The organism is Thermoanaerobaculia bacterium, from assembly GCA_018057705.1.
Taxonomy (GTDB): domain Bacteria; phylum Acidobacteriota; class Thermoanaerobaculia; order Multivoradales; family JAGPDF01; genus JAGPDF01.
In genome coordinates this window covers 47,448-69,436 of the sequence record JAGPDF010000001.1, presented here as the reverse complement: position 1 = coordinate 69,436, position 21,989 = coordinate 47,448, and the positions used below count along the sequence as shown (strand labels likewise).

The 21,989-nt window shown below is 69.5% G+C and carries 18 protein-coding genes; 15 read left to right on the top strand and 3 right to left on the bottom strand.

The genetic code is table 11. The annotated features are described in order from the left end of the window. Positions 1–41 precede the first annotated feature (41 nt). Positions 42–2,573, bottom strand: a complete 2,532-nt coding sequence (locus KBI44_00285) for a protein kinase (GenBank protein MBP9142891.1) — start codon at positions 2,571–2,573, stop codon at positions 42–44. A 221-nt stretch (positions 2,574–2,794) separates the two neighbouring features. On the opposite strand from KBI44_00285, the gene uvrA reads away from it, so the two are divergent. From uvrA to KBI44_00225, 12 genes are all read left to right on the top strand, one after another. Further along, positions 2,795–5,635, top strand: a complete 2,841-nt coding sequence (gene uvrA, locus KBI44_00280; protein MBP9142890.1) for an excinuclease ABC subunit UvrA — start codon at positions 2,795–2,797, stop codon at positions 5,633–5,635. Positions 5,636–5,654: 19 nt separating this feature from the next. Then, on the top strand, positions 5,655–6,119 hold the full coding sequence (locus tag KBI44_00275) for a DUF1569 domain-containing protein (GenBank protein MBP9142889.1): 465 nt from the start codon (positions 5,655–5,657) through the stop codon (positions 6,117–6,119). A 105-nt stretch (positions 6,120–6,224) separates the two neighbouring features. Next, on the top strand, positions 6,225–6,515 hold the full coding sequence (locus KBI44_00270) for a type II toxin-antitoxin system RelE/ParE family toxin (protein MBP9142888.1): 291 nt from the start codon (positions 6,225–6,227) through the stop codon (positions 6,513–6,515). An 18-nt stretch (positions 6,516–6,533) separates the two neighbouring features. Further along, positions 6,534–6,833 carry a HigA family addiction module antidote protein gene (locus tag KBI44_00265; protein ID MBP9142887.1) on the top strand — a complete coding sequence of 100 codons (300 nt, stop codon included), beginning with the start codon at positions 6,534–6,536 and terminating at the stop codon, positions 6,831–6,833. 46 nt (positions 6,834–6,879) lie between these two features. Further along, positions 6,880–9,024, top strand: coding sequence for a tRNA guanosine(34) transglycosylase Tgt (gene tgt / locus KBI44_00260; protein ID MBP9142886.1), 2,145 nt, complete (start codon positions 6,880–6,882; stop codon positions 9,022–9,024). A gap of 187 nt (positions 9,025–9,211) precedes the next feature. Beyond that, the gene (locus KBI44_00255; protein ID MBP9142885.1) at positions 9,212–10,507 is read left to right on the top strand and encodes a SpoIIE family protein phosphatase; all 1,296 of its coding nucleotides are present in this window, start codon (positions 9,212–9,214) and stop codon (positions 10,505–10,507) included. Positions 10,508–10,537: 30 nt separating this feature from the next. Next, positions 10,538–11,272 (top strand): hypothetical protein, encoded by a 735-nt coding sequence (locus KBI44_00250; GenBank protein ID MBP9142884.1) that lies wholly within the window; start codon positions 10,538–10,540, stop codon positions 11,270–11,272. A 63-nt stretch (positions 11,273–11,335) separates the two neighbouring features. Beyond that, positions 11,336–12,811, top strand: coding sequence for a sigma 54-interacting transcriptional regulator (locus tag KBI44_00245; GenBank protein MBP9142883.1), 1,476 nt, complete (start codon positions 11,336–11,338; stop codon positions 12,809–12,811). Positions 12,812–13,116: 305 nt separating this feature from the next. Next, positions 13,117–13,272, top strand: a complete 156-nt coding sequence (locus KBI44_00240; protein MBP9142882.1) for a hypothetical protein — start codon at positions 13,117–13,119, stop codon at positions 13,270–13,272. Between the two features lie 13 nt (positions 13,273–13,285). After that, positions 13,286–13,720: an ATP-binding protein gene (locus tag KBI44_00235; protein MBP9142881.1), complete on the top strand. Its 435-nt coding sequence runs from the start codon at positions 13,286–13,288 to the stop codon at positions 13,718–13,720. A gap of 16 nt (positions 13,721–13,736) precedes the next feature. After that, the gene (locus KBI44_00230; GenBank protein MBP9142880.1) at positions 13,737–14,087 is read left to right on the top strand and encodes an STAS domain-containing protein; all 351 of its coding nucleotides are present in this window, start codon (positions 13,737–13,739) and stop codon (positions 14,085–14,087) included. Further along, a complete protein-coding gene (locus KBI44_00225) occupies positions 14,084–15,700 on the top strand; it encodes a SpoIIE family protein phosphatase (protein ID MBP9142879.1) in 1,617 nt (538 codons plus the stop codon). Before KBI44_00230 ends, KBI44_00225 begins: the two co-directional genes overlap by 4 nt. Position 15,701: 1 nt before the next feature. Here KBI44_00225 and KBI44_00220 read toward each other — a convergent pair whose 3' ends face one another. Beyond that, positions 15,702–17,045: a hypothetical protein gene (locus tag KBI44_00220; GenBank protein MBP9142878.1), complete on the bottom strand. Its 1,344-nt coding sequence runs from the start codon at positions 17,043–17,045 to the stop codon at positions 15,702–15,704. Positions 17,046–17,297: 252 nt separating this feature from the next. Between KBI44_00220 and KBI44_00215 the strand changes: the two genes are divergently transcribed. The 3 genes from KBI44_00215 to KBI44_00205 all read left to right on the top strand — a co-directional run bounded on the left by KBI44_00215 (position 17,298) and on the right by KBI44_00205 (position 20,085). Then, on the top strand, positions 17,298–17,927 hold the full coding sequence (locus tag KBI44_00215) for a protein-L-isoaspartate(D-aspartate) O-methyltransferase (GenBank protein MBP9142877.1): 630 nt from the start codon (positions 17,298–17,300) through the stop codon (positions 17,925–17,927). A 12-nt stretch (positions 17,928–17,939) separates the two neighbouring features. After that, positions 17,940–19,070, top strand: coding sequence for a class I SAM-dependent methyltransferase (locus tag KBI44_00210; GenBank protein MBP9142876.1), 1,131 nt, complete (start codon positions 17,940–17,942; stop codon positions 19,068–19,070). A 73-nt stretch (positions 19,071–19,143) separates the two neighbouring features. Continuing rightward, positions 19,144–20,085, top strand: a complete 942-nt coding sequence (locus KBI44_00205; protein ID MBP9142875.1) for an isoprenylcysteine carboxylmethyltransferase family protein — start codon at positions 19,144–19,146, stop codon at positions 20,083–20,085. Between the two features lie 150 nt (positions 20,086–20,235). Here KBI44_00205 and KBI44_00200 read toward each other — a convergent pair whose 3' ends face one another. Further along, entirely contained in the window at positions 20,236–21,972 is a 1,737-nt protein-coding gene (locus tag KBI44_00200; protein ID MBP9142874.1) for an SPASM domain-containing protein, read from the bottom strand. Positions 21,973–21,989 lie beyond the last annotated feature (17 nt).

The window sequence follows — 21,989 nt, the reverse complement described above, 5'->3', positions numbered from 1 at the left end:
CCGTCCTTTCTGGTTGTGATGGTTCTCGAGCGCCGCGAAGCCTAGCGCAGCGGATTCTCGAAAGGCGCACGGCGGTAGCCGCCGGCGCGCAGTCGATCGATGACGGCCTGGGCCTCCGCGCGGTGGCCCAGGCCGACGAGGGCTTGCGCGAGCGGCGCCAGCACCCGCGGGTCCTTGCTGCCGTCGGCGAGGGGCTTCAATACCGACTCCGCCTCCGCCCAGGCGGCGCGGGCTTCGGTTCGATGCCCGGTCGCGCTCAGCGCGTCGCCGAGCATCAGACGGACCTCGCCTTCGAGCACCCGCCTCGGGCGGTCGTCGGCGTCCCCGGGCACCGGTCCCAGCGCATTCAGGGCACCCTGCGCCTCTGCGACAGCGCCCGCGGTCTCACCCGCAGCGAGCAGGCCGTGCGCCAGCTCCATGCGGGCGCAGGCGAAATCGAGCCGGCGCTCGCTGTTGGTCGTGTCACTCTGGAAGAGGGCGTCGAGAATTTCGACCGCCTGGGTGAGGTGCGGCATAGCCTTGGCCGCGTCGGTATCCCTCAGGATCACTCCCAGGCGCATGTGACAGAGCGCGACCTCGCGCCGCCAGTCGGCGTTCGCGGGATCGAGCTCCGCGAGCTGGCGGTGGATGGCCAGGCTCTGGATGTACTCCTCGATCGCTGCTTCCGACCGTCCGAGGCTCTCCAGCGTCGTACCCAGCTTGCGGCGCTGGAGGCCGAGAAGGAAACGGTTGCCGGTATCGGCGGGCGAGAGCTCGACGAGCCGCTGGAACGCGGCGCGCGCCTCCTCGTAGAAGGTCCGCGACTCCTCGAGCTCGCCACGCCCGTAGAGGACCTCGCCGAGCCACGAGAGACCGTTGGCCAGCTCCTTCTGCCAGCGCGGCTCCGCCGGGTCGGCCGCCACCAGCGCGCGCTCGACGTCGACAGTGAGCCGGAACTGCTCGAGCGCGGCGTCGACGTTGCCGCGCGCGTTCTGGACCGTGCCCAGATTGCTGTGAGCGTAGGCCTGCTCCATGCGCCACTCGGGCTTGGCGCCGTCGATCGCCACCAGCCGATCGGCGACCGCAAGGTAGGCGCGGAAGCGCTCCTCGGCCGCCGCCAGGTCCCCCTGCAGCCAGTCGACGTTGCCGAGCCAGAACTCGATGGCGCCCAGGCCCATCAGCCAGTCGCCGTTCCTGGGCTGTCTCGCGACCAGGTCGGAGGCCGAGGCGTGCGCGGCGCTCAATTGCTGCCTGGCGGCGGCCAGATCCCCCTGGGCGATGCGAACCTCGCCGATCTGTGTCAGGGCGCGCGAACGGCGGAAGAGGTCCGCGTCGTTGAGCTGCCCGGCTTCGACCGAAGCGAAGTAGTCGAGCGCCTTGGCGGCGACTCCGTCGAGCGCGTCGAGGCGGCCCACCGACTCGAGTCGTTCGCGCAGGTCTCCGAGCATGAACTGGATGAGGTCTTCGGCCTGGCCGCGGCGGCGCTCGGCCTCCTCTTGCGCCGCGATCGCGAGGCTGCGCTCGGCGCGCAGGTCGAGCGTGTACTTGACTCCCACGAGGACGGCGAGGAGGAGACCGCCGGCGGCGGCCAGCCGGCGCCATCGGCGCTTGGGCGCGTCCCGAATCCAACCCAGGCGGGTCGCGACCTCGACTGCCGTCGGGCGAGCGGCCGGGGCGGCCGCCTTGAGCTGCACGACGAGCGCCGTCAGGTCTTTGGGAATCCCGATTGGGGGCAGGCTTTCGGCGCGCAGCGCGCGCCGCACCAGTTCCGTCGAGTCGAGTCCTTCGGGCTGGGGCGAGCGACCGGTGAAGAGGAACTGAGCCAGCAAGCCGAACGAATACATGTCGCTCGCGGTGGTGGCGGGTTCGCCGCGCGCCTGCTCGGGGCTCATGTAGGCGGGCGTGCCCAGGATCACGCCGTGCTGGGTGTGGACACCGTCGTCCGCGGACGACGGCCCTGCCGCTGCCCAGGCGAGCGGGGAGGCCCCCGGCGCCGCGGTCACTCCGGGCGGCGGTTCCTCGTATGCGAGCCCTTCGGCGCCGACGAAACCCGCTTCGGTAGGCGGCAGCTCCGTCTCCGACGTCGCGGTCGAAGGCGGTGCGATCGGCCGCGGGGCGGCTCTCTCTCCCGTCGTCCATGCCAGCCCGAAGTCGAGGACCTTGACCTCGCCGGCGTCGGACAGCATGACGTTTCCGGGTTTCAAGTCGCGATGAACGATCCCCTCGGCGTGCGCGGCGACGAGCGCTGCGGCAATCTGTCCGGCGATGCGCAGCTCCTGGTCGCGGCCCAGCCCGGCCTGGATCGCGTCGTCGAGGCGGCGACCGGAGACGAGCTCGAGCACCAGAAAATCGTGGGTCTCCATCTCGACGTAGTCGTAGATCCGGCAGATGTTGGGGTGGTCGAGCCGCGAGAGCAGACGCGCCTCGCGCCGGAAGCGCGCCTGCGCCGAGGGCTGCAGGCGCCGGCCGGCGACGATCGACTTGAGCGCGACTCGGCGGTCGAGCGTCTCGTCATAGGCGACGTAGACCTCGCCCATGCCCCCCCGGCCGAGGAGCGATAGCACGCGAAAGCGCCCGACTGTCTTCCCCAGCAAGGTCAATCGTTCGCCTCCGCAGTCAGTATCGTTGCGACAGCATTCTAGACGGACACCCGAGCCGGAACGCCGCGAGAAAAAAGAGGTTAGGGCCGCGATGTTCGACGGGTAGTCGCTGAATCTCCGGCGCCATCCTCTCCGCTCATGGCTGACGCGGCGCGGCGGACTCGATACGTTGAAGTTTACGCCGGATTACCGCCGTGCTAGGCTTTCGCGTCCGTATGGATGCCATCGTCGTACGCGGCGCGCGCGAGCACAATCTCAAGAATCTGCATCTCGAGATCCCCCGGAACCGGCTGGTGGTCGTGACCGGCGTTTCGGGCTCGGGGAAGTCGTCCCTGGCTTTCGACACTCTCTTCGCCGAGGGGCAGCGGCGCTATGTCGAGTCGCTTTCGGCCTATGCCCGTCAGTTCCTGCCGCAGGTCGAGAAGCCGGATGTCGACGCCATCGATGGGCTGTCGCCGGCGATCTCGATCGAGCAGAAGTCGGTGTCACGCAATCCCCGTTCGACCGTGGGGACGGTTACCGAGATCCACGACTACCTGCGCCTCCTCTACGCCTCGATCGGCATCCCGCACTGCCCGACCTGCGGCCAGGAGATCCGGCCGCAGACGGTGCAGCAGATGGTCGATCGGCTGTCCGCGCTGCCCGAGGGCACGAAGCTCCTGCTCTACGCGCCTTACGTGCGCGGCAAGAAGGGCGAGTACAAGAAGCAGCTCATGGAGATGGCGCGCCAGGGGTTCCTGCGCGCCCGTATCGACGGCCAGACCTTCGATCTCTCGAAGGAGATCCCGGCGCTCGACAAGCAGAAAAAGCACGCGATCGACATCCTCATCGACCGGCTGGTGGTGAAGCCCGGCCTCGACAAGCGTCTGGCCGACTCGCTCGAGACGGCGCTCAAGGTGGGGAGCGGCCTCGTCGTCGCGGCGCCCGAGGGCCTTCCGGAAGAGACCCTGTCGCAGAACTTCTCCTGCTCGACCTGCGGCACCAGCCTTTCGGAGATCACGCCGCGCCTATTCTCGTTCAACAGCCCCTACGGCGCCTGCCCGACCTGTTCCGGCCTCGGCACGCTCATGGGGGTCGATCCGGAGAAGGTGGTGACCGACCCCGAGCGCTCGATCGACGCCGGCGCTCTGTCGCTCTTTCAGCCGGGTTCGAAGTCCTGGCGGCTGCGCATGATCGAAACCCTCGCCAAGGCGATGGGCTTCTCGCTGCGCACGCCGTGGAACCGCTTGTCGGCGAAGGCCAGGGCGGTCATCCTCCAGGGCAGCGGCGAGCAGGAGCTCCAGTTCGAGTTCAAGGGCAAGAAGTCGAGCTACAAGTGGGAGGGCAAGTACGAGGGCGTCGTGCCGATGCTCGAACGGCGCTATCGCGAGTCCGACTCCCAGGTGGTGCGCGGCGAGATCGAGAAGTACATGTCGGTCCATCTCTGCCCCGACTGCAAGGGCCGGCGCCTGCGCCCCGAGGCGCTGGCGATCACCGTCGCCGGCCGCGCGGTCGACGAGCTCACGACGATGCCGGTGTCGGAGCTCCGCCGGCTGGTGCCGACGCTCGAGCTCTCCGACCGCGAGCGCACGATCGCCGCCAAGGTCCTGCAGGAGGTAGGTGACCGGCTCGGCTTCCTCGACGACGTCGGCGTCGGCTATCTGACGCTCGACCGCTCCTCGGCGACGCTCTCGGGCGGCGAGAGCCAGCGCATCCGCCTCGCGACGCAGATCGGCTCGAAGCTGATGGGCGTGCTCTACGTCCTCGACGAGCCGTCGATCGGCCTCCATCAGCGCGACAACGACCGCCTCATCACGACCCTCAAAGGGATGCGCGACCTCGGCAACACCGTGCTGGTGGTCGAGCACGACGAGGACACCATCCTCGCCGCCGACTGGGTGCTCGATCTCGGGCCCGGGGCGGGGATTCACGGCGGGGAGCTCGTCGCCTCGGGGACGCCCGAGCAGGTCGCCCTCGCACCGCAGTCGCTCACCGGCAAGTACCTGCGTGGCGAGCTCGCGGTGGCGATCCCGCAGCAGCGCCGCGCCGGCAACGGCAGGAAGCTGGTCATCGAAGGGGCGCGGCACAACAACCTGCGCGGCCTCGACGTCGAGTTTCCGCTCGGCGCCTTCACGGTGGTCACGGGCGTCTCCGGCTCCGGCAAGAGCAGCCTGGTGAACGACATCCTGCACCGCGCCCTGGCACGGCATTTCTACGAAGCCTCGGAGCTCCCGGGCAAGCACGACCGTCTGACCGGGGTCGAGCATCTCGACAAGGTGATCGCCATCGACCAGAGTCCGATCGGCCGCACGCCGCGCTCGAATCCGGCGACCTATACCAACGTCTTCGGCCAGATCCGCAATCTCATGGCGATGACCCCGGAGGCGCGGGCGCGCGGCTACAAGGCCGGGCGCTTCAGCTTCAACGTCGCCGGCGGACGCTGCGAGGCCTGCGGCGGCGACGGCCAGATCAAGATCGAGATGCACTTCCTGCCGGACATCTACGTCAAGTGCGAGGTCTGCGACGGCAAGCGCTACGACCGCGAGACGCTGGCGGTGCGCTACAAGGGGCTGAACATCGCCGAGATCCTCGAGCTCACGATCGAGCAGGCCTACGACGTCTTCCGCAACATTCCGGCGGTCGAGAGGATCCTCGCGACGCTCGCCGAGGTCGGCCTCGGCTACCTGCACCTCGGACAGTCGGCGACCACGCTCTCCGGCGGCGAGGCGCAGCGCGTCAAGCTCGCCACCGAGCTCTGCAAGCGCTCGACGGGGAAGACCCTCTACCTTCTCGACGAGCCGACCACGGGCCTCCACTTCGACGACGTGAGGAAGCTTCTGCAGTTGCTGCACCGGCTGGTCGATCTCGGCAACACCGTGATCGTCGTCGAGCACAACCTCGACGTCATCAAGACCGCCGACTGGCTGGTCGACCTCGGCCCCGACGGCGGCTCGGGCGGCGGCCAGTTGGTCGCCGCCGGCACGCCGGAGAAAGTCGCGAAGGCCAAGGCGAGCTACACCGGCCAGTACCTCGCCCGCTCTCTCGCCGCGCGGCCGGCGGCGGTTCCTGCAAGCTGATCCAGAAGGAGATCGCGCCATGCCCGGACCTGCCGTGGGTTCCATCTTCGACGCCTCCGACCGCGAACGGATCCTCTCTCGACTCTCTGCTCTCCGCCCGGACGGAGCTCGGCTGTGGGGAAAGATGGATCCGGCACAGATGCTGGCGCACTGCGCGGTCGCGATCGAGCTGCCGCTCGCCGACCCGAACCGCAAGCAGCGCTGGATCGGCCGGCTCTTCGCGCCGCTCGTACGTGCCAAGTACCTGGGCGACGTGCCGTTTCCGAAGTCCTCGCCCACGGATCCGGCCTTCCTCGTCGGCGACCGGCGGAGCTTCGAGGCCGAGAAGGCGAGACTTCTAGCCGCGCTGGCGCAGTTCGTCGAGCGCGGACCCGAGGCTGCGACCGGAACGGTCCACACCTTCTTCGGCCGGCTGACCGGACCGGAGTGGGGGCGCCTGATCTACAAGCACCTCGACCACCACCTTCGCCAGTTCGGCGGCTGAGCGCCGCTGCGAGCTGCGCCGCCGCCACCCTCTCTCGGTGGGAGAGCTTCGCCCGTAGATGTTATACCTTGACAGGGTATACCTGATAAAGGTAAGTTGTCGCCGATGTCGATTCGGGGTTTCGCCCGCCCTGCCGTCGAGCGCTTCTACTTCGAGGGGCGCGCTCCTCGGGGCGCCGGGTGGTCCGGAGTCGCCAGAGCTGTTCTGCGAAAGCTGGACATGCTCGACTACGCGGCCGTCCTGAGCGATCAGGCTTCGCCTCCGGGAAATCGGCTGGAGGCGCTCAAGGGGGACCTCGGGGGAATGCACAGCATCCGGGTCAATGATCAATGGCGCATTGTCTTTCGCTGGACGCCTTTCGGACCTGAGCAGGTGGATGTAGTGGACTATCACTGAGGGCGATCGATGATGACGATGAACGGAAAGAGCTTGCAGCGCAAGCCGACGACGCCGGGCGAGATCCTGCGCGAGGAGTTTCTGGAGCCGCTCGGACTCACGCAGCAGCGACTCGCGGAGCACCTCGGCTGCGACGTCAAGGTGGTGAACCGGATCGTCAACGGGCGGAGTGCTGTCACGGCAGGAGTGGCTCTGAAGCTGGGCGCCGCGCTCTCGACTTCGGCTGCGTTCTGGCTCAACGCGCAGACGGCCGTGGACCTCTACGCTGCGAGGCAGCGGGCGTCCAAGCTGCCCTCTTCCTTGCTCAAGGCGGGATGACAGCTGTATCTCGCCGGTTGGCGCTCGCCGCTTTCGCCGTGGTGAGATGAACATCTCCCGGAGTGGTTTCCGCAGGGTCGCGACGGCGTGCGGGTCGGGGGCGCGCGCCGGGATTCTCGAAACCCTGCACGGCCCCGTCCTGACACCGGTCTTCATGCCGGTGGGCACGCAGGCCACGGTGAAGGCGCAGCTGCCGCAGACGCTCCTCGACTCCGGGGCGCAGGTGCTGCTCGCCAACACTTACCACCTGCTGCTGCGTCCCGGCCCGGAGGTCCTGCGCCACGTGGGGGGAATTCACCGGTTCATGAGCTGGCCGCGCGCCGTGCTCACCGACTCCGGCGGTTACCAGGTGTTCTCCCTCCCCGGCGCTCGTACGGTCTCCGAGGAAGGCGCCGCCTTCAGGAGCTACGTCGACCACAAAACGGTCCTCCTCTCCCCGGAGTCGAGCATCGCGACCCAGATCGCGATCGGCGCCGACATCATGATGGCCTTCGACCACTGCGTGGCCTCCACGGTCGACCTCGCCACGGCGCGCGCCGCGGCCGATCTCACGGCGCGCTGGGCGTTGCGCTGCCTCCAAGCGCGGGAGGCTGCCAACGCGCGGGGACAGCCCCTGCAGAAGGCGCAGGGACAGTCCCCTCAGGCCCTCTTCGGCATCGTGCAGGGGGCGCTCTTCCCCGAGCTGCGGCGCGAGTGCGCGGCGCGTCTCGCGGAGATGCCGTTCGACGGTTTCGCGATCGGGGGACTCGCAGTGGGCGAGAGCCGTGCAGAGCGCGAGGATGTCTGCGCCCTCACCGCCGAACGGATGCCAGAGGAGAAGCCGCGCTACCTGATGGGCGTGGGCACACCTCTCGATCTCCTCGAGGCCGTGCACCGCGGGGTCGACATGTTCGACTGCATCATCCCGACGCAGGTGGCGCAGCGCGGCGGAGCCTTCACCTCCCGCGGGTATCTGCAGATGCGCCGGACCGTCCACGCGATGGCCGACCGTGCGCTCGATCCGGACTGCGACTGCCCGACCTGCCCGCGCCATTCGCGCGCCTATCTGCACCATCTGATCAAGGTGCGGGAGCCGCTCGGCTGGCAGCTTCTGGGGCAGCACAATCTCCACTTCTACCACCGGCTGATGCGCGAGGTGCGGGAGAGCATCCTGGCGGACACCTTCGCGGACCTCTACCGCACGAGGCGGGAGTCCCTCGGCGCCGACGACCTCGACAACCCCGTGAAGCGGTCGCGCGTGCGCACACTCCCGGCGTCAGCGGCTCTGGCCGCATCGGCGGCTGCCCTCGCGAAGGGTGCCTACGCCGTGCACATGGCGCCCGCAGGTTTCGCGAGCATTCGCCACGTCGCCTCGGGCGAGACCATGCATGCGCGCACGCCGCCCATGGACGAGGCGCGCTCGCTGTACCTCGAGCAGTCAGGGCTCGCCGAGCGCTTGCGCCTTCGCGACGGCGAGGATGCGGCGTCTGCGGAGGCACTGGTCGTATGGGATGTCGGGCTCGGCGCCGCGGCCAACGCGATGGCGGCGATCGGCTGCTACGAGGACGCCGCCGCGGGTGTCGGTATCGGAGAGTCGGGCTGTCCGGGCGGGCTGCGGGATCTCCGAGGACTCCAGATCGTCAGCTTCGAGACCGACCTCGATCCGCTCCGGCTGGCGCTGCGCCATCACCGCCACTTTCCTTACCTGCGCCACGGCGGTCCGGCCACCCTGCTCGCCACCGGACACTGGACGTCGCGCACTCACCCGGGCCTCGAGTGGCGGCTGCTCGCCGGGGACTTCGCAGAGACGATGGCGCGGGCGCCGTTCGCCCCGGACCTGGTTTTCTACGACCTCTTCTCGGGCTCGACGCATCCTGCGGCCTGGACGCTCTCGACCTTCGAGGGCCTGCACGCCGCCTGCGACGGCAGAGCCGTCGAGCTCTACACCTACACCGCCTCCACGGCGGCACGGGTCGCCATGCTGGGGGCGGGATTCTGGGTGGCCCGCGGACGCCCCACCGATGGCCGGCCCGAGAGCACGATCGCGCTGACGGCCGCCTCCGTGACCGCCGCCGGGCGTCGCCACGATCTGCTGGGCGCCGCGTGGCTCGCGCGCTGGGGTCGCTCGCAGGCGCGCTTCCCGAGCGACGTCGGCGCCGGCGAGCACGCCGCTTTCGCGCAGCGGATCCTCGGTCACCCGCAGTTCCGCTGAAGCGCGTTGGCTTCGAGCGGGCTGAGGATCGGCCCGAGGGCGGGAGTCGCGCCATCGCGGAGGGGTAGTTGTCTATACTCCGGCCATCGAAAAAGGACCGAAGGCCGCACCGGGGCGCCGGGCTGGCGTCGACGATCCCAGGGCTGCGGCGCCGGCGCGCCGCGGGAGCGCAGCCGCGCGCACCCGCGTGCGCGGACGCCTGGCGCACTCCGCGACCCTGCGCCTCATCCACCTGGTCACCGAACGCCTGGCGCGCACCCTGGATTTCGACGCAGCGCTCGCGGCGCTCCTCGAGGGCGCGACCGACCTCCTCGGCGTCGAGCGCGGCTCGATCCTGATCCTGGACGCGGAGAGAAAGACGCTCTCGATCCGCAGCGCGAAGGGACTCTCCGAAGCGGTGGTGCGCTCGACGCGGATCGTCCTCGGCACGGGGATCGCCGGCGAGGTCGCGGCGACCGGCAAGCCGCTCGTGCTGCAGGACGTTCGCGAGCATCCCGGATGGCGGCGCCGGCGCGCGACGGCGCACACCAGCGACTACGCGAATCACTCGGCCCTGTGCGTCCCGCTCGAGATCCGCGGCGCCGTCCAGGGGGTGATGACCTTCAACGACAAGCGGGACGGCCGACCTTTCGACGGCACGGATCTCGACTTCGCCCTGTTGATCGCCAATCAGGCGGCCGTGGTGCTGTGGAGCTCCATGCTGCACAGGCAGTTCCTGGACAAACAGGAGATCGAGCAGGAGCTCGCGATTGCCGGCGCCATCCAGGGTCGCCTGCTGCCGCAGGGCGTGCCGCAGCTGGCCGGTTTCCGTTTCGCTGCGGCCCAGAAGATGTGCCGCAGCGTAGGCGGCGACTACTACGACTTCATCCCGCTCGCCGACGGCCGGCTGGCGATCGCGATCGGCGACGTCGCGGGGCATGGCCTCGGGTCGGCCTTGCTCGCCGCCGACGCGCGCGCGGCGTTGCGTGAGTGCCTCGCGCACGGCGACTCGCTGGAGGCCTGTCTTCAGCACATGAACGACCTGTTGCAGGCCGACACCTCGGACGAGATGTACATGACGCTCCTGCTGGGCATTCTCGATCCCGAAGGACGGCTCTTCGAGTTCGCCACGGCCGGCCACCACATGCCGGTGCTGGTGCGTCGGGATCGCGTCGAACGCCTGCCGCCGGTGGGCTCGAACATCCCGCTCGGCGTGCGTCGCGGGCTGCGCTTCGGGCTCGAGGCGCCGCTGCGGCTCGAGCCCAGCGACCTGCTGCTGTTGTTCACCGACGGCGTCTGGGAGGAGACCGACGCGGCGGGGCGGCGATTCGGGACATCGGGCCTCGAAGCGGTCCTCATGAAGAGCCGGAAGCGCTCCGAGAGCGAGGTCGTCGCCGCGATCTTCGCCAGTGTCGCGGCGCACCGGGCGAGCCCCGAACCCGAAGACGACTGCACTCTCGTGGTCGTCAAGTGCGTCGGGGAGCGGCGGGCGGAAGAGGCGTAGACTCCAGGAATACTCGCAGGAGGAGACCGCATGCGATCGCTCGCCAGGACCCGGCCTCTCGTCCGCTGGGCTTGCAGACTGCTGCTCTCGACCGTCGTCGGGATCCCCGGCGTGGTCGTCGCGCAGTCGATCGTCATCGATGACTTCAACTCGGGCGCGCTCACCGTCGTTCTCAACAGCGCACCGGGTACGGCCGTGAACTTCGTGGATGGCAACGCCGGCACGGTCCTGCAGACCGAGCGCACGCTGCGTGTGAGCGGGAGCAGCGTCGCCGGCGGCAACATCTCGTCGACTTCTGGCCTCGGCAGCTACGGCTTCACCCGGCCCGCCGGATCCGACGGCACCCTCGAGATCTGGTGGGACGGCAACAACAACTCGACGACCTTTCAGCCGACCGGGCTGGGTGGCGTGAACCTCACGGCGAACGGCCAGAACGCTTTCCGGTTTCAGATCACCAGCAGCTCTTCGGCTGCGCTCTCGCTGGCTTTCTATGTCTGGACCGACGGCAGCAACCTCTCGCGGGGGGAGCTGACGCTGCCTGCCGGAGGTGGAACGATCGACCTGCCCTTTGCCAGCTTCGGCGTCTTCGGCGGCGGCGGTGCTGTGTTCACCAACGTCGGCGCGCTCTTCCTGGGCACGACGAGCCCGTCGAACCAGGCATGGTCGGCGGTGATCGATGACATCCGGACGGTCCAGTCCTCCCTGGTCTTCATGGATGGCTTCGCCACCGGGACGACGGTACGTTGGTCGTCAGCTGTGCCGTGATCGGCCTCGGGCAGGGGCCCCGCAGGTGCCTCCCGCGCCTGACACAGGCGTAGACTTGGTGCGATGACCGGAGCCGCGAGCTTTGCCGACCGGCGGCGACTGCTGCAGCTCGAGACGCTCTACGACCTGGCGCTCAAGCTCCACGCCGAGCGCCAGGAGCAGGAGCTCCTCGACGAGCTCCTCGAGCGCGTGTGTGCCGTCCTCGACCCGGCGGTCGCAGTGGCGGTGACGCGTGAAGCGGCGGCCGGCAGCCGCGCCCTCGCCGTCGTCGGCTGGCCCGATGCCCGGCCTTCTGGTACCGAATTTCTGGCGCAGCCGCTCTGGCGCGAGCTGCTTTCGGAAGGGCAGACCCTCCTGCGGCGGCAGGGTGTGTTCGCGGGCGTTCCCTTCCGTGAGCTCATCGCGACACCGCTCGGCTACCGCGGCGTCTTTCTCGGCTACCTGGCGCTCCTCGACAAGGAGGAGCGTGGCGGCGGGGAGGGAGGCTTCTCGCCCGAGGACCGGCGCTTCCTGGAGTCGGTCGCCGCTCTCGCCGGCGTGGCGCTCGATGGCGCCCGGCAGATCGAGCGTCTGGAGACGCAGAGCGAGCGTCTGGCCGAGGAGAACAAGGTGCTGCGCGGGCAGCTCGCTTCGGAGCTCGACGGCCAGGGGATCGTCGCCGCGTCGCCCGGCATGCGCCGGGTGCTCGAGCTGGTCGAGCGCGTCGCACCGCGCAGCGTCAACGTCCTGGTGCGCGGCGAGAGCGGCACCGGCAAGGAGCTGATCGCGAAGCTCCTGCATCACCTCTCCGGCCGCTCCGGCTCGCTCGTCGCCATCAACTGCGGCGCCCTGCCGGAGTCGCTCCTCGAGAGCGAGCTCTTCGGCATCGAGGGCGGCGTCGCGACCGGAGTCACGGCGCGCCGCGGCAAGTTCGAGCTCGCCGACGGGGGGACGCTCTTTCTCGACGAGATCGGCGATATGGCGCCGGCGCTGCAGGTCAAGCTCCTGCGTGCGCTGCAGGAGCGCGAGATCGTCCGTCTGGGCGGCGAGCGTCCCATCCCGGTGGATGCACGGCTGGTGGCGGCGACGCACCGCAGTCTCGAAGAGCTCGTCGCCGAGGGGAGCTTTCGCGAGGACCTCTACTACCGCATCAAGGGCGTCGAGCTCGAGCTGCCCCCGCTGCGCCAGCGGCGCGAGGAGATCCCCCTCCTGGTGCGCCATTTCGTCGAGCAGTTCTGCCACCGCGAGGGGATCCCGGTGCCGCAGATCTCCCGCGAGGCGCTCGCCCTGCTCCTCGACTACGACTACCCCGGAAACGTCCGCGAGCTCGAGAATCTGATCGCCGGCGCGGTTTCGCTCGCCGACGGGACGATCGAGGCGGCGCTCGTGCGCTCTCTTCTCGGCAGCGAGAACCGCGGGGCGGGTCCCGAAGCGCTCGATCTGGGAGCGGTCGAACGGCGGCACATCGAGCGCGTGCTCAAGCTGGCGAGTGGCAACCGGAGCGCCGCGGCGAAGCTCCTCGGCGTCGATCGCCGGACGCTGCACCGCAAGGGTTTCTGACCGCGTTTCATTAACCCTCCTGTTCTCAAAGCTTTACAGCAATGGCGACAATTTGTCTCTATTGCGCCAGACTGTCCCATGCGCGCTGGTTCCGTGACACTTGGGCACTGCGGACGTTCTCGGAGAGGAAAGGTCACAGGCCGCGGGGCAATATGTCCCAACAAGGGTGGGCGCCCGGTTCGGGCCGGCAGGCGGGCCATCCAGCCTAACCCATTGCAGAAAGGACATTTATCCGACCTTCACCGAACCCGGGACGGACCTGGCAGCGGGGTTGCCTCTGTCGTACGGCACCAAGGAGATTGCACATGCTACAGTCCGCCGCCAAGTCGATAGATGTCCGTGCGTTGCCGATCGAGTGGATCGCCGGAACCGTCGCTATCGGGTGCGTCACCTGGCTCCTCGCCACCGACCGCATCCCCCCGGCGTTGGTCTATCTGGTGCAGCTCTTCCTGAGCTTTTGAGAGCGAGAACCTGATGTCTGGACGGTCCCGGCTGCGGGAGGTCAAGTTGACGCTCCCCATGGCGCCTGACATGGAGGTCGTGGCCAGTCAGGCCGCGAGCTCCCTGGCGGCGTTCATCGGCATGAGCCCGGACCGGGTCGACGAGGTTCGACTGGCCGTCGTCGAGGCCTGCATCAACGCCTTCGAGCACAGCCACTCCTCAGAGCGCAAGGTGGAGATCACGTTTTGCCTCATCGGCGACAAAGAGCCGGACTGCCTCGAGATCAGCGTCCACGACCGCGGTGTCGGTTTCGCCTTTTCCGAGGTGGAGGAGCCGAGGATCGAGGCCAAGCTCAAGGGCTCGCGCAAGCGCGGCTGGGGCCTTAAGATCATCCAGGGGCTGATGGACGAAGTTCGGATCCTCTCGGGCAACGAGGGCACCACCGTAGTCATGAGCAAGTCACGCTAGGGAAGGACGGGGAACGATGACCGAAGCGCTCAAACTGACCATCGATCGCCGCGACGCTCTCGCCGTGATTCAGACCGAGGGCTACATCAACAACCAGGGCGGCGAGGAGATCGCTCGCGCCGCGTACGAGTTGCTGGAATCGGGCTACACGCTGCTCCTGCTCGATCTCACCGGGACGAAGATCATCAACTCGATCGGCATCTCGATCCTCATCGAGATCATCGAAAAGATGCTGGAAGTCCAGGGCAAGCTCGCATTCTGCTCGCTGACGCCGACGATCGAGAAGACCTTCCACATCATGGGACTCGCCCAGTACGCCTCGATCTACCCCGACCAGCAGACCGCGGTGACGCAGCTCAAGCCGTGAACGCCGGCGGACCTACTTCAACCGCCGCGAACCGGCGGGCGCTGGACGATCTGGAAGAAGCCCTTCTCGCCCTGGCGCGCCGCGAACCTCAGGGGCGGCAACTCACCGAACAACTGCTGGCGCTGCTCGACCGTGCGACCGGTTCGGGCGGAGCGGCGCTCTATCTGAAGAGCGACCGCGGTTTCCGCCGCGAGATCGCGACCCCGGGCTCGGCACACGAGGAGCTGCTCACCGTGGCGCCGGTCGACGGCCCCGGGCAACTCACTTTCTGCGGCGGTCTGGTGCGCTGGAACGGCGCGACGGTGGAGCCCGGGGTGGCGACGCCGGCGCTCCTCCTCGCGCTGGTCACGGCGGCGCGCGAGCTCGTGCTGCGTGGCCAGCTCAAGCGGCAGGATTTCGAGGCCAAGTCGCGCGGCGTGCAGCTCGAGGCGCTCTACGACGTCGGATTGGCCATCGCCTCGACGCTCGACTTCGAGCGCCTGTGCGAGGAGATCCTCATGCGCGCCGTCTCGCTCTCCGATGCGCGGCGCGGCGCGCTCTATCTCATGCAGAGCGGCCGGTTCGACCTGCATCGCGTCTTCGGCGGCGACGCCCAGGCGCGGCTCGACCCGCAGGAGGACGAGACCCGGGAGCTCCTGGCCGGCGTCTCCCGCCCGACCTGTTGCGTCCTGCCGGGGGCGCTGCACGTCCTGGGCGTGCCGATCGCCGTGGACGGCCTGCCCAAGGGCCTGCTGGTGATCGGCGACAAGGAGAGCCGACAGGGCGTCGGCCCGTTCTCACCCGCCGACCGCCGGACCCTCGATCTGCTCGCCAACCAGGCGGCGATCGCGCTCGAGAACGCGGACCTCCACCGCCAGGCGCTCGAGAAGGAGCGCCTCGAGCGCGAGATCGAGCTCGCCTCCGAGATCCAGCGGCAGATTCTGCCGAAAGGGACCCCCGAGATCGCGGGCTACGAGCTCGCCGGGTGGAACCGTCCGGCGAAGCACATCGGCGGTGACTACTACGATTTCTTCCCGTTCGACAAAGGCCGCAGCTGGGGGCTGGTGCTGGGGGACGTCTCCGGCAAGGGCGTGCCGGCGGCGCTCCTGGTCTCGACGCTGCACTCGGCGCTGCGGCTGCTGCTCGATCGCCTGGAGCTCGGCTCGGATCTCTTCTCGCGCCTGAACGACCACATCCTCGCCTCCTCGGCGGCGAACAAGTTCATCACGCTGCTCGCCGCGCGCTTGGACACCGCGACCGGCGTGCTCCACTACCTGAACGCCGGACACAATCCAGGCATCATCGTGCACTGTCGCGGAGGGGTCGAGCAGATGGGGCCCGGAGGCCTGCCCCTGGGGCTCCTGCCGGGAGTCTCCTGCCGCACGGAGCAGGCGACGATCGAGCCCGGGGACCTCCTCTGCTTCTACAGCGACGGCATCACCGAAGCGGTCGGACCGGACGACGTGGAGTTCGGCTTCGACCGTCTCGCGGACCTCCTGGCGGACGCCTGCGAAGCGCCCCTCGGCGACATCATCCGGCGCATCGACCTCGAGGTCAGCGCCCACGCCGGCACCCTCCCGCAGGGCGACGACCAGACCGTCCTGCTGCTGCGCCGCAGCGCCCTTACTTCCTGAGCTAGCCGCGCGCCTCGCGCGACGGGGTCATTTCGCCCACCGCGGCGAGGCGCAGTGCGGGCGCGACGGCGGCCGAGCGGTGCGTCCCTGGAACCCAGAGCACCCGCTCCCGCGCGCAGCCGTCGACCGCGGCGAGCAGGTCGAGGAGCTTTCCGGTCCAGATCAACGGCGGCAGCGCGGCCGCGAGCGCGCCGCCGGCTGCGATCCGCCGGACGCTTCTGGCGACGCCACGGAACGGCAGCCCGGGGCCGGGAAGGCAGCGCAGGTTCTCGATCGACCCGATGCGGATCCCGCCCTCCGAGCGCGCGAGGAGACCAGCCTCGTCCTCTTCGCCCGCCAGCCATTGCGGATGCCCGGGGATGGCATCCTCGCCGGCGACGCTGTGTCCGGTGGAATGCCGGCCGCAGCGGGCCGCGAGCTCGAGGTCGAGCACCGGTCCCCCGAGCTCGCCATCGTGCACGAGCTCGCGGCGGCGTTTGAGAACACCGTCGTAGTCGAACGGGAAGCCGAGCGCCATCGCCTCGCCCGGCTCGTCGATCAGCCGGACGACGGACGAGAGCGGACGGCGCTCCGAGGGATCGGCGAGCGGCCCCTGACCGGCCAGGAAGCGCCGGCCCGAGAACACCTCTCGCGCCACGAGCTCGAGCAGAGCCACGGCCGCCTCGGGAGCGAGCACCGCTGGAGCTCCGGGCTCCGGAACCGCCTCGGAGATCTCGGTCGCCTGCAGTCTCTGGGCGCGGGCGATCAACGCTTCGATCGCCAGGGAGGCGAGCGAGCGGCTCGACGCCGCTGCGAATCCCGACCCGGGCCGCCGGCCGGTGCGCGCTTCGAGGCTGATCTCGGTGGCGCTCGCGGCGCGCAGCGGTCGCCCGGTCGCCGCCACGACCAGATTGCGCTCCGTCCAGGAGCAGCGCAGCGCCGAGCGCTTGTCGGAAAGCTGCTGCAGCCGCTGGAGGACGGCCGGAGGGGCAAGCGCCGCCGTTTCGGCGTCGTGGAGCACGGCCAGGGAGGCGGCCGCGACCGGCTCTTCGGAGCCGCGCGGCCACTCCCAGTCGGGCGAGATCGACGCTCCGCGGGCGACGGCCAGCGCCTGCCGGAGGGTCGCTTGCAGCTCGCCGACGTCACTCGCCGCGCCGCGAGCGAGTCCGGTTCGCCGCCCCTCGCGCACCCGCACGACGACGACGCGCGAAGCGCTGGCCTCGGCCCGCCGGCTGCGGGCGCTTTCGTTCGCGACACTCGAGGAGGTCTCGATCCAGCTGAGGATCGTGGCGTCGGCGGGGGAGAGTCGCAGAAGGTGTTCGCTTCGTTCGACGATTTCGGCGAGTGAGAGTTGACCGGGATTCACCCTCGCATCCTAGCAATCGGTAGATGTCGGCCGATGCCCCAAGATGACGGCCGATCGAGTCGGTTGCCGCCCGATGCCCAAAGGCGCCGGGCCATGGCTTGAACTTTGCAGCCTGCCCCAGCCAGAATGCACTCCACCGTGTTCGAGCCTCGACGCCTCTCAGCCTGCTCCCGGCGCCTCGGCGTCGCGCTTCTGTTCGCCTGCGCCAGCTTCGCCGCGCTGCCGGCCGCCGCCCAGGAGGACCTTGCGACAATGCGAAGGCAGCAGATGGTCGAGGTCGTGCGCGACCGCGGCGTCTCCGACGCCCGGGTGCTCGACGCCATGGGGCAGGTGCCGCGCCACCTCTTCGTCCCCGAGAAGGTACGGCCGCAGGCCTACGAGGACTTTCCGCTGCCGATCGGCTCGCAGCAGACGATCTCCCAGCCCTACATCGTGGCCCTCATGACCTCTCTCCTCGACCTCAAGGGCGGCGAGCGGGTCCTCGAGATCGGCACCGGCTCGGGCTACCAGGCGGCGGTGCTCTCCAAGGTGGCTGGCGAGGTCTACACCATCGAGATCCTCGGCGCGCTCTCGGAGGGCGCCCGCAAGGCGATCGACGGGCTCGGCTACGACAACATCCACTTCCGCGTCGGAGACGGCTATGCCGGCTGGCCGGAAGCGGCCCCGTTCGACGGTATCCTGGTCACCGCGGCGCCGGAGAAGGTCCCCCAGCCCCTCCTCGATCAACTGAAAGTCGGCGGCAAGCTGGTGATTCCGGTCGGCTCGTTCTTCCAGGACCTGCTGGTCTACACCCGCACGGCCAACGGGATCGAGAGGAAGAACGTCGCCCCGGTGCGCTTCGTGCCGATGACCGGCGAGGCGCAGAAGCCGCCGCCGAGATAGACGCGCCGCCGGGTGTCCGACATCCCTGCAGCCTCCTCGGTCTCCGGCAGCGCGGACCCGCGCGTCGCGCAACGCTGGGACGAGACGGCCTGCGTCCGGGCGCGGAACCCCCTCCAGGGCTGGCTCGATTCGCAGCTTCTCTTCGGCGAGGTGTTCCAGGCCCGCCTGTCGGGAGCGCCGCACCGGAACTGGCTCGAAGGGCTGATGACGCGCGGCGGCGTCCCCAAAGGAGGGCGGTGGGCGAGTCTGGGGTGCGGCGCCGCCGGGGAGGAGATGGGCGCGGCACGTCTCGGGCTCTTCGAATCGCTCGTCGGCTTCGATGCCTCGCCGGCGTCGCTCGAGCTCGCCCGGCGATCGACGGCGGCGGAGGGCCTCCACCAGCTCACTTTCGAACCGATCGACCTCGACGACTTCACCCTGCCTCCCGGCGCCTTCGACGTCATCCTGATGAACATGGCGCTGCATCACGTGCGCGAGCTCCCGGCGGGGCTCGAGGCCGTCCGCCGCGGGCTCGCGCCGGGAGGGGCCCTCCTGCTCAATGAATTCGTCGGACCGCGCCAGTTCCAGTATCCCGAAGCGCAGGTCGAGACCGTCCGCGCCCTGCTCGCGGCGCTGCCGGAGTCGCTACGCCGGGATACGGCGAACGGCGTCCTGAAGCGCGACTATGCCGTCTGGCCGGTCGAGTTCTGGAACCGGGTCGACCCGTCGGAGGCGATCCGGTCCGATCTCATCCTGTCCGAGGTCGAGCGGCGATTCGAGATCACGGTCCGCGTCGACTACGGCGGGACGATCCTCAACCTGCTGCTCGAGAACATCATCCACAACTTCGACTCCGAGGACGAGAAGGACGCCGCGATCCTCCGCCTCCTCGCCGCCTTCGAGGCCGTGCTCGTCGATTCCGGCTTCCTCGACAGCGACTTCACCGCCCTCGTCGCGCGGCCGCTCGCCCACGATCGCGAGGTGCCGCCGGGCGGATTCGCGCCGCCGATTCGCCTCGGCGCGGCCGCCCCCGCCGCGCCCCGCGGCGCTGGCGCCGCCGCCCGGGAGATCGCCGCCCTGCGAGCGGAGCTCGCGACGATGCGCTCGTCCCGAGGCTGGCGGTGGCTGCAGGCGCTGCGCGGCCTCGTCGGCCGGCGCTGGTAAGTCGAAGCGGCCGGTCCGCTCCAGGGTTGCCTCGCCTGCTTCACCGAGCTCGGGTGCTAGAGTTTTTTCTCCGATGCGGACAGCGAATCGCTCCTTTTCCCGCACTCGGTTCGCCGGTTTCTATTTCCTGTTTCAAGGCCTCCTGGTCGGCGCCTGGTGGATCCTACTCTGGGCGCTCCCGGAGTCGAGGGCCGACTTTCGGCCGCCCGGGGCCTCCGAGGTCGAGCTCCTCGCCTTCGCGGCTCCCGATCTTTTCCTGCTCGTCCTCGGCTCGGTTGCGGCCGGCGGGCTCGCGCTCACGCAGTCGAGTTGGGCCATGCCCCTGGGCTGGCTCGTGGCCGGCGCGATGGACTACGCGACCCTCTACTGCATCGCCTGGGCGGCGCTGCGCGGCGGAGGATGGGTGAGCGTCGTCGCGATGGCTCCGGCTGCGCTCCTGTCCACCATCGCCGCGCTCGATGGCAGCGCCGGCGTCGTGCCCATCTTCCGCCGGGCGACGCCGGCCTCGCCGACGCGGAACGTCGCGGCTACCGCAGGGCAGATTCTGGTGTTCTGGACGTTCTTTCTCCTGTTCGTCCCGGCCGGTATCGCCCATGTCGAGCGCGCACTCGGGGTGCCGCCGCTGGCTTTCCCTGGACGGGATGTTGCGGGTTGGCTACTCCTGACGCTGGCGAGTCTTCTCGGCCTCGCGAGCGGCTGGGCCCTCGCAGCGCACGGTCGGGGCACACCGCTTCCGATGGACGCCACGAATCGTCTGGTGACGAACGGCCCCTACGGCCACCTGAGAAATCCGATGGTGGTCGCGGGACTGGCTCAGGGAGCGGCTTCGGGCCTGCTCTTCGGGTCGTATGCCGTCGTCGCCTACGTCTTGACCGGAGGCCTCATCTGGCAAGCTCTGGTGCGTCCGGCCGAGGAAGACGAACTGGCGACGAAGTTCGGTGCCGAGTTCGATAACTACCGCGCCGCGGTGCGGTGCTGGATTCCGATGACCCGTCGCTACTTGCCCCCCTCCTGAGCCTGGGTGGCGGACCGCCCCCTGCCCGAGCGGGGCCTCTCCCTGAGTTGGAAAAGGGGCCGGGGCAGGAAGTCGAAATCCAGCTAGGCGAGTCGAAAAACCTACCTTTCGCGAGGACTCTGCCGAAAAGTAGCGCGTTCGTCGCTCGATCTACCTCGCTGCCTGCAGCTGGCGCGCGTTCGGCTCACCGGGGCCGACAGCCGCCCCGAGCCGGGAGCGCAGGTCGAGCTCGGCGGTGAGGGGCAGGGTGTCGCGGCTGCGCAGGAGCACGAGGAGGTCTTCCACGGCGCCGCCCGAGGCGAGCTTGGCGCGCGCTTCGGAGAGATCGGCGTTCGCCACCGCGCTCGCCAGGGCGGCGAGGGCCGGTTCGACGAGGTCGGGCGGGCGGAGAGTCGCTTCGGCCGCCGCGATGACGGCGAGATCGCAGATCGCCGGGCTCCCACCGCGCTCGGAGAACCAGCAGACGCCCTCCTCGACCAGGTCGAGCAGCAGGTGGAAGGCGCCGAGCGACTGCGGCAGGTCGACCTCCACGAAGAAGGTGAGCTCGGCTCCCGGCAGTACGCCAGGCGGAATCTGCACGCCTCTGAGCTCGCCCAGAACCCTGCCGTCGCCGTCGAGAAGCCGCACGCCGAGGCGGAACGAGCCGGCGCCGGGGCCGCCCCAGACCGCGAGCCCTTCATGGCGCACCGTCACTGGCAGAAGGACCCGTTCGCCCGGGCGTCCGCGCAGAGCCGTGATCCGCGGCCGGATTCCGGCGCGGTGGCGCAGCGCCTCGTAGCCGCCGGCGCGGACGATCTCGGCGCCCTTCAAGTCGCAGGAGAGCGCCCGGAAGGCACGCTCGCCACCGACCAGCGCCGCCAGCGCCTCGCTCCCCGGGAGATAGCGCTGCGAGGCCCCGGGTGTGTGGGTCACCACCCACTCGATCGGCACGCCGATGCCGGCGGCGATCTCGCGCGCCTCCGCGAGCTCTTCGTCGGAGTCGTTCCATTCGAACAGGATGTACTGCCACCAGATCTCGAAACGGTCGCGCGTTCCGGCGGCGTTCGCTTCGGCGACCATCTGGCGCATCGCGCCGAGCGCCTTGTCGAGCTTGCCGCCGACGCGGTAGCGAGCGTAGCTCTCGGCGCGGGCGCCGTCGATCGCGAACAGCATCCGGTCGACCAGGCGCTCGGCGACGACTTCGCGCACCCGCGCCGCGGTGAGCGCCAGAGCGTTGGTGCTGATGTGGATCGCGAGCTGCGGCCGGTTCTGCCGCAGCCAGCGCAGGAGCGGCAGCGCGTCGGCGTGCAGGAACGCTTCGCCGTAGTTGTAGAACAGGACCTTCTCGAGCGACGGGAGCTGCTCGAAGATGGCGATCATCTCGGCGAGGGTCAGCGACCCGGTCCGGTCCGCGGTGTAGCGCGGGTCCGTGCCGAACTCGGTGACCGGGCAGGCGGGGCACTTCAAATTGCAGTGCGACGTCGGCTCGAGCTGCAGCATGCGCGGCAGATGGCCCTCCACCGTATCGAGCGGCGTCGCGCGGTGGACGCGCAGCGGGCAGTCGCCGGAGATCGCCGGGCACCAGCGGTCCGGCCGCGAGGCGAGCTGCCACTCGCGGATCTCGCGGAACATCGGCCCAGCCAGGATCTCCCCGAGTGGCTGCTTTCGGATATTGCCGTAGACCCGCAGCCCAACCGAGTCGGCGCACGAACAGACGACGTCGCCGTTGGCGAGCACGCAGACCTCTTCGAAAACTGCCTTGCAGATGAGCGGCGCGCTCGCGTCGCCCTGCTCGCGCGGCGCCGGCGCCGGCAGTTCGCCGGCCTGACGCACCCGGAAGCGATGGTCCGCCAGCGCCTGTCGGGCTTCGAACACCCAGCGCGCCGGCCCCGTCCTCTCCTTGCCCATACCTCTCGCCTCCAAGA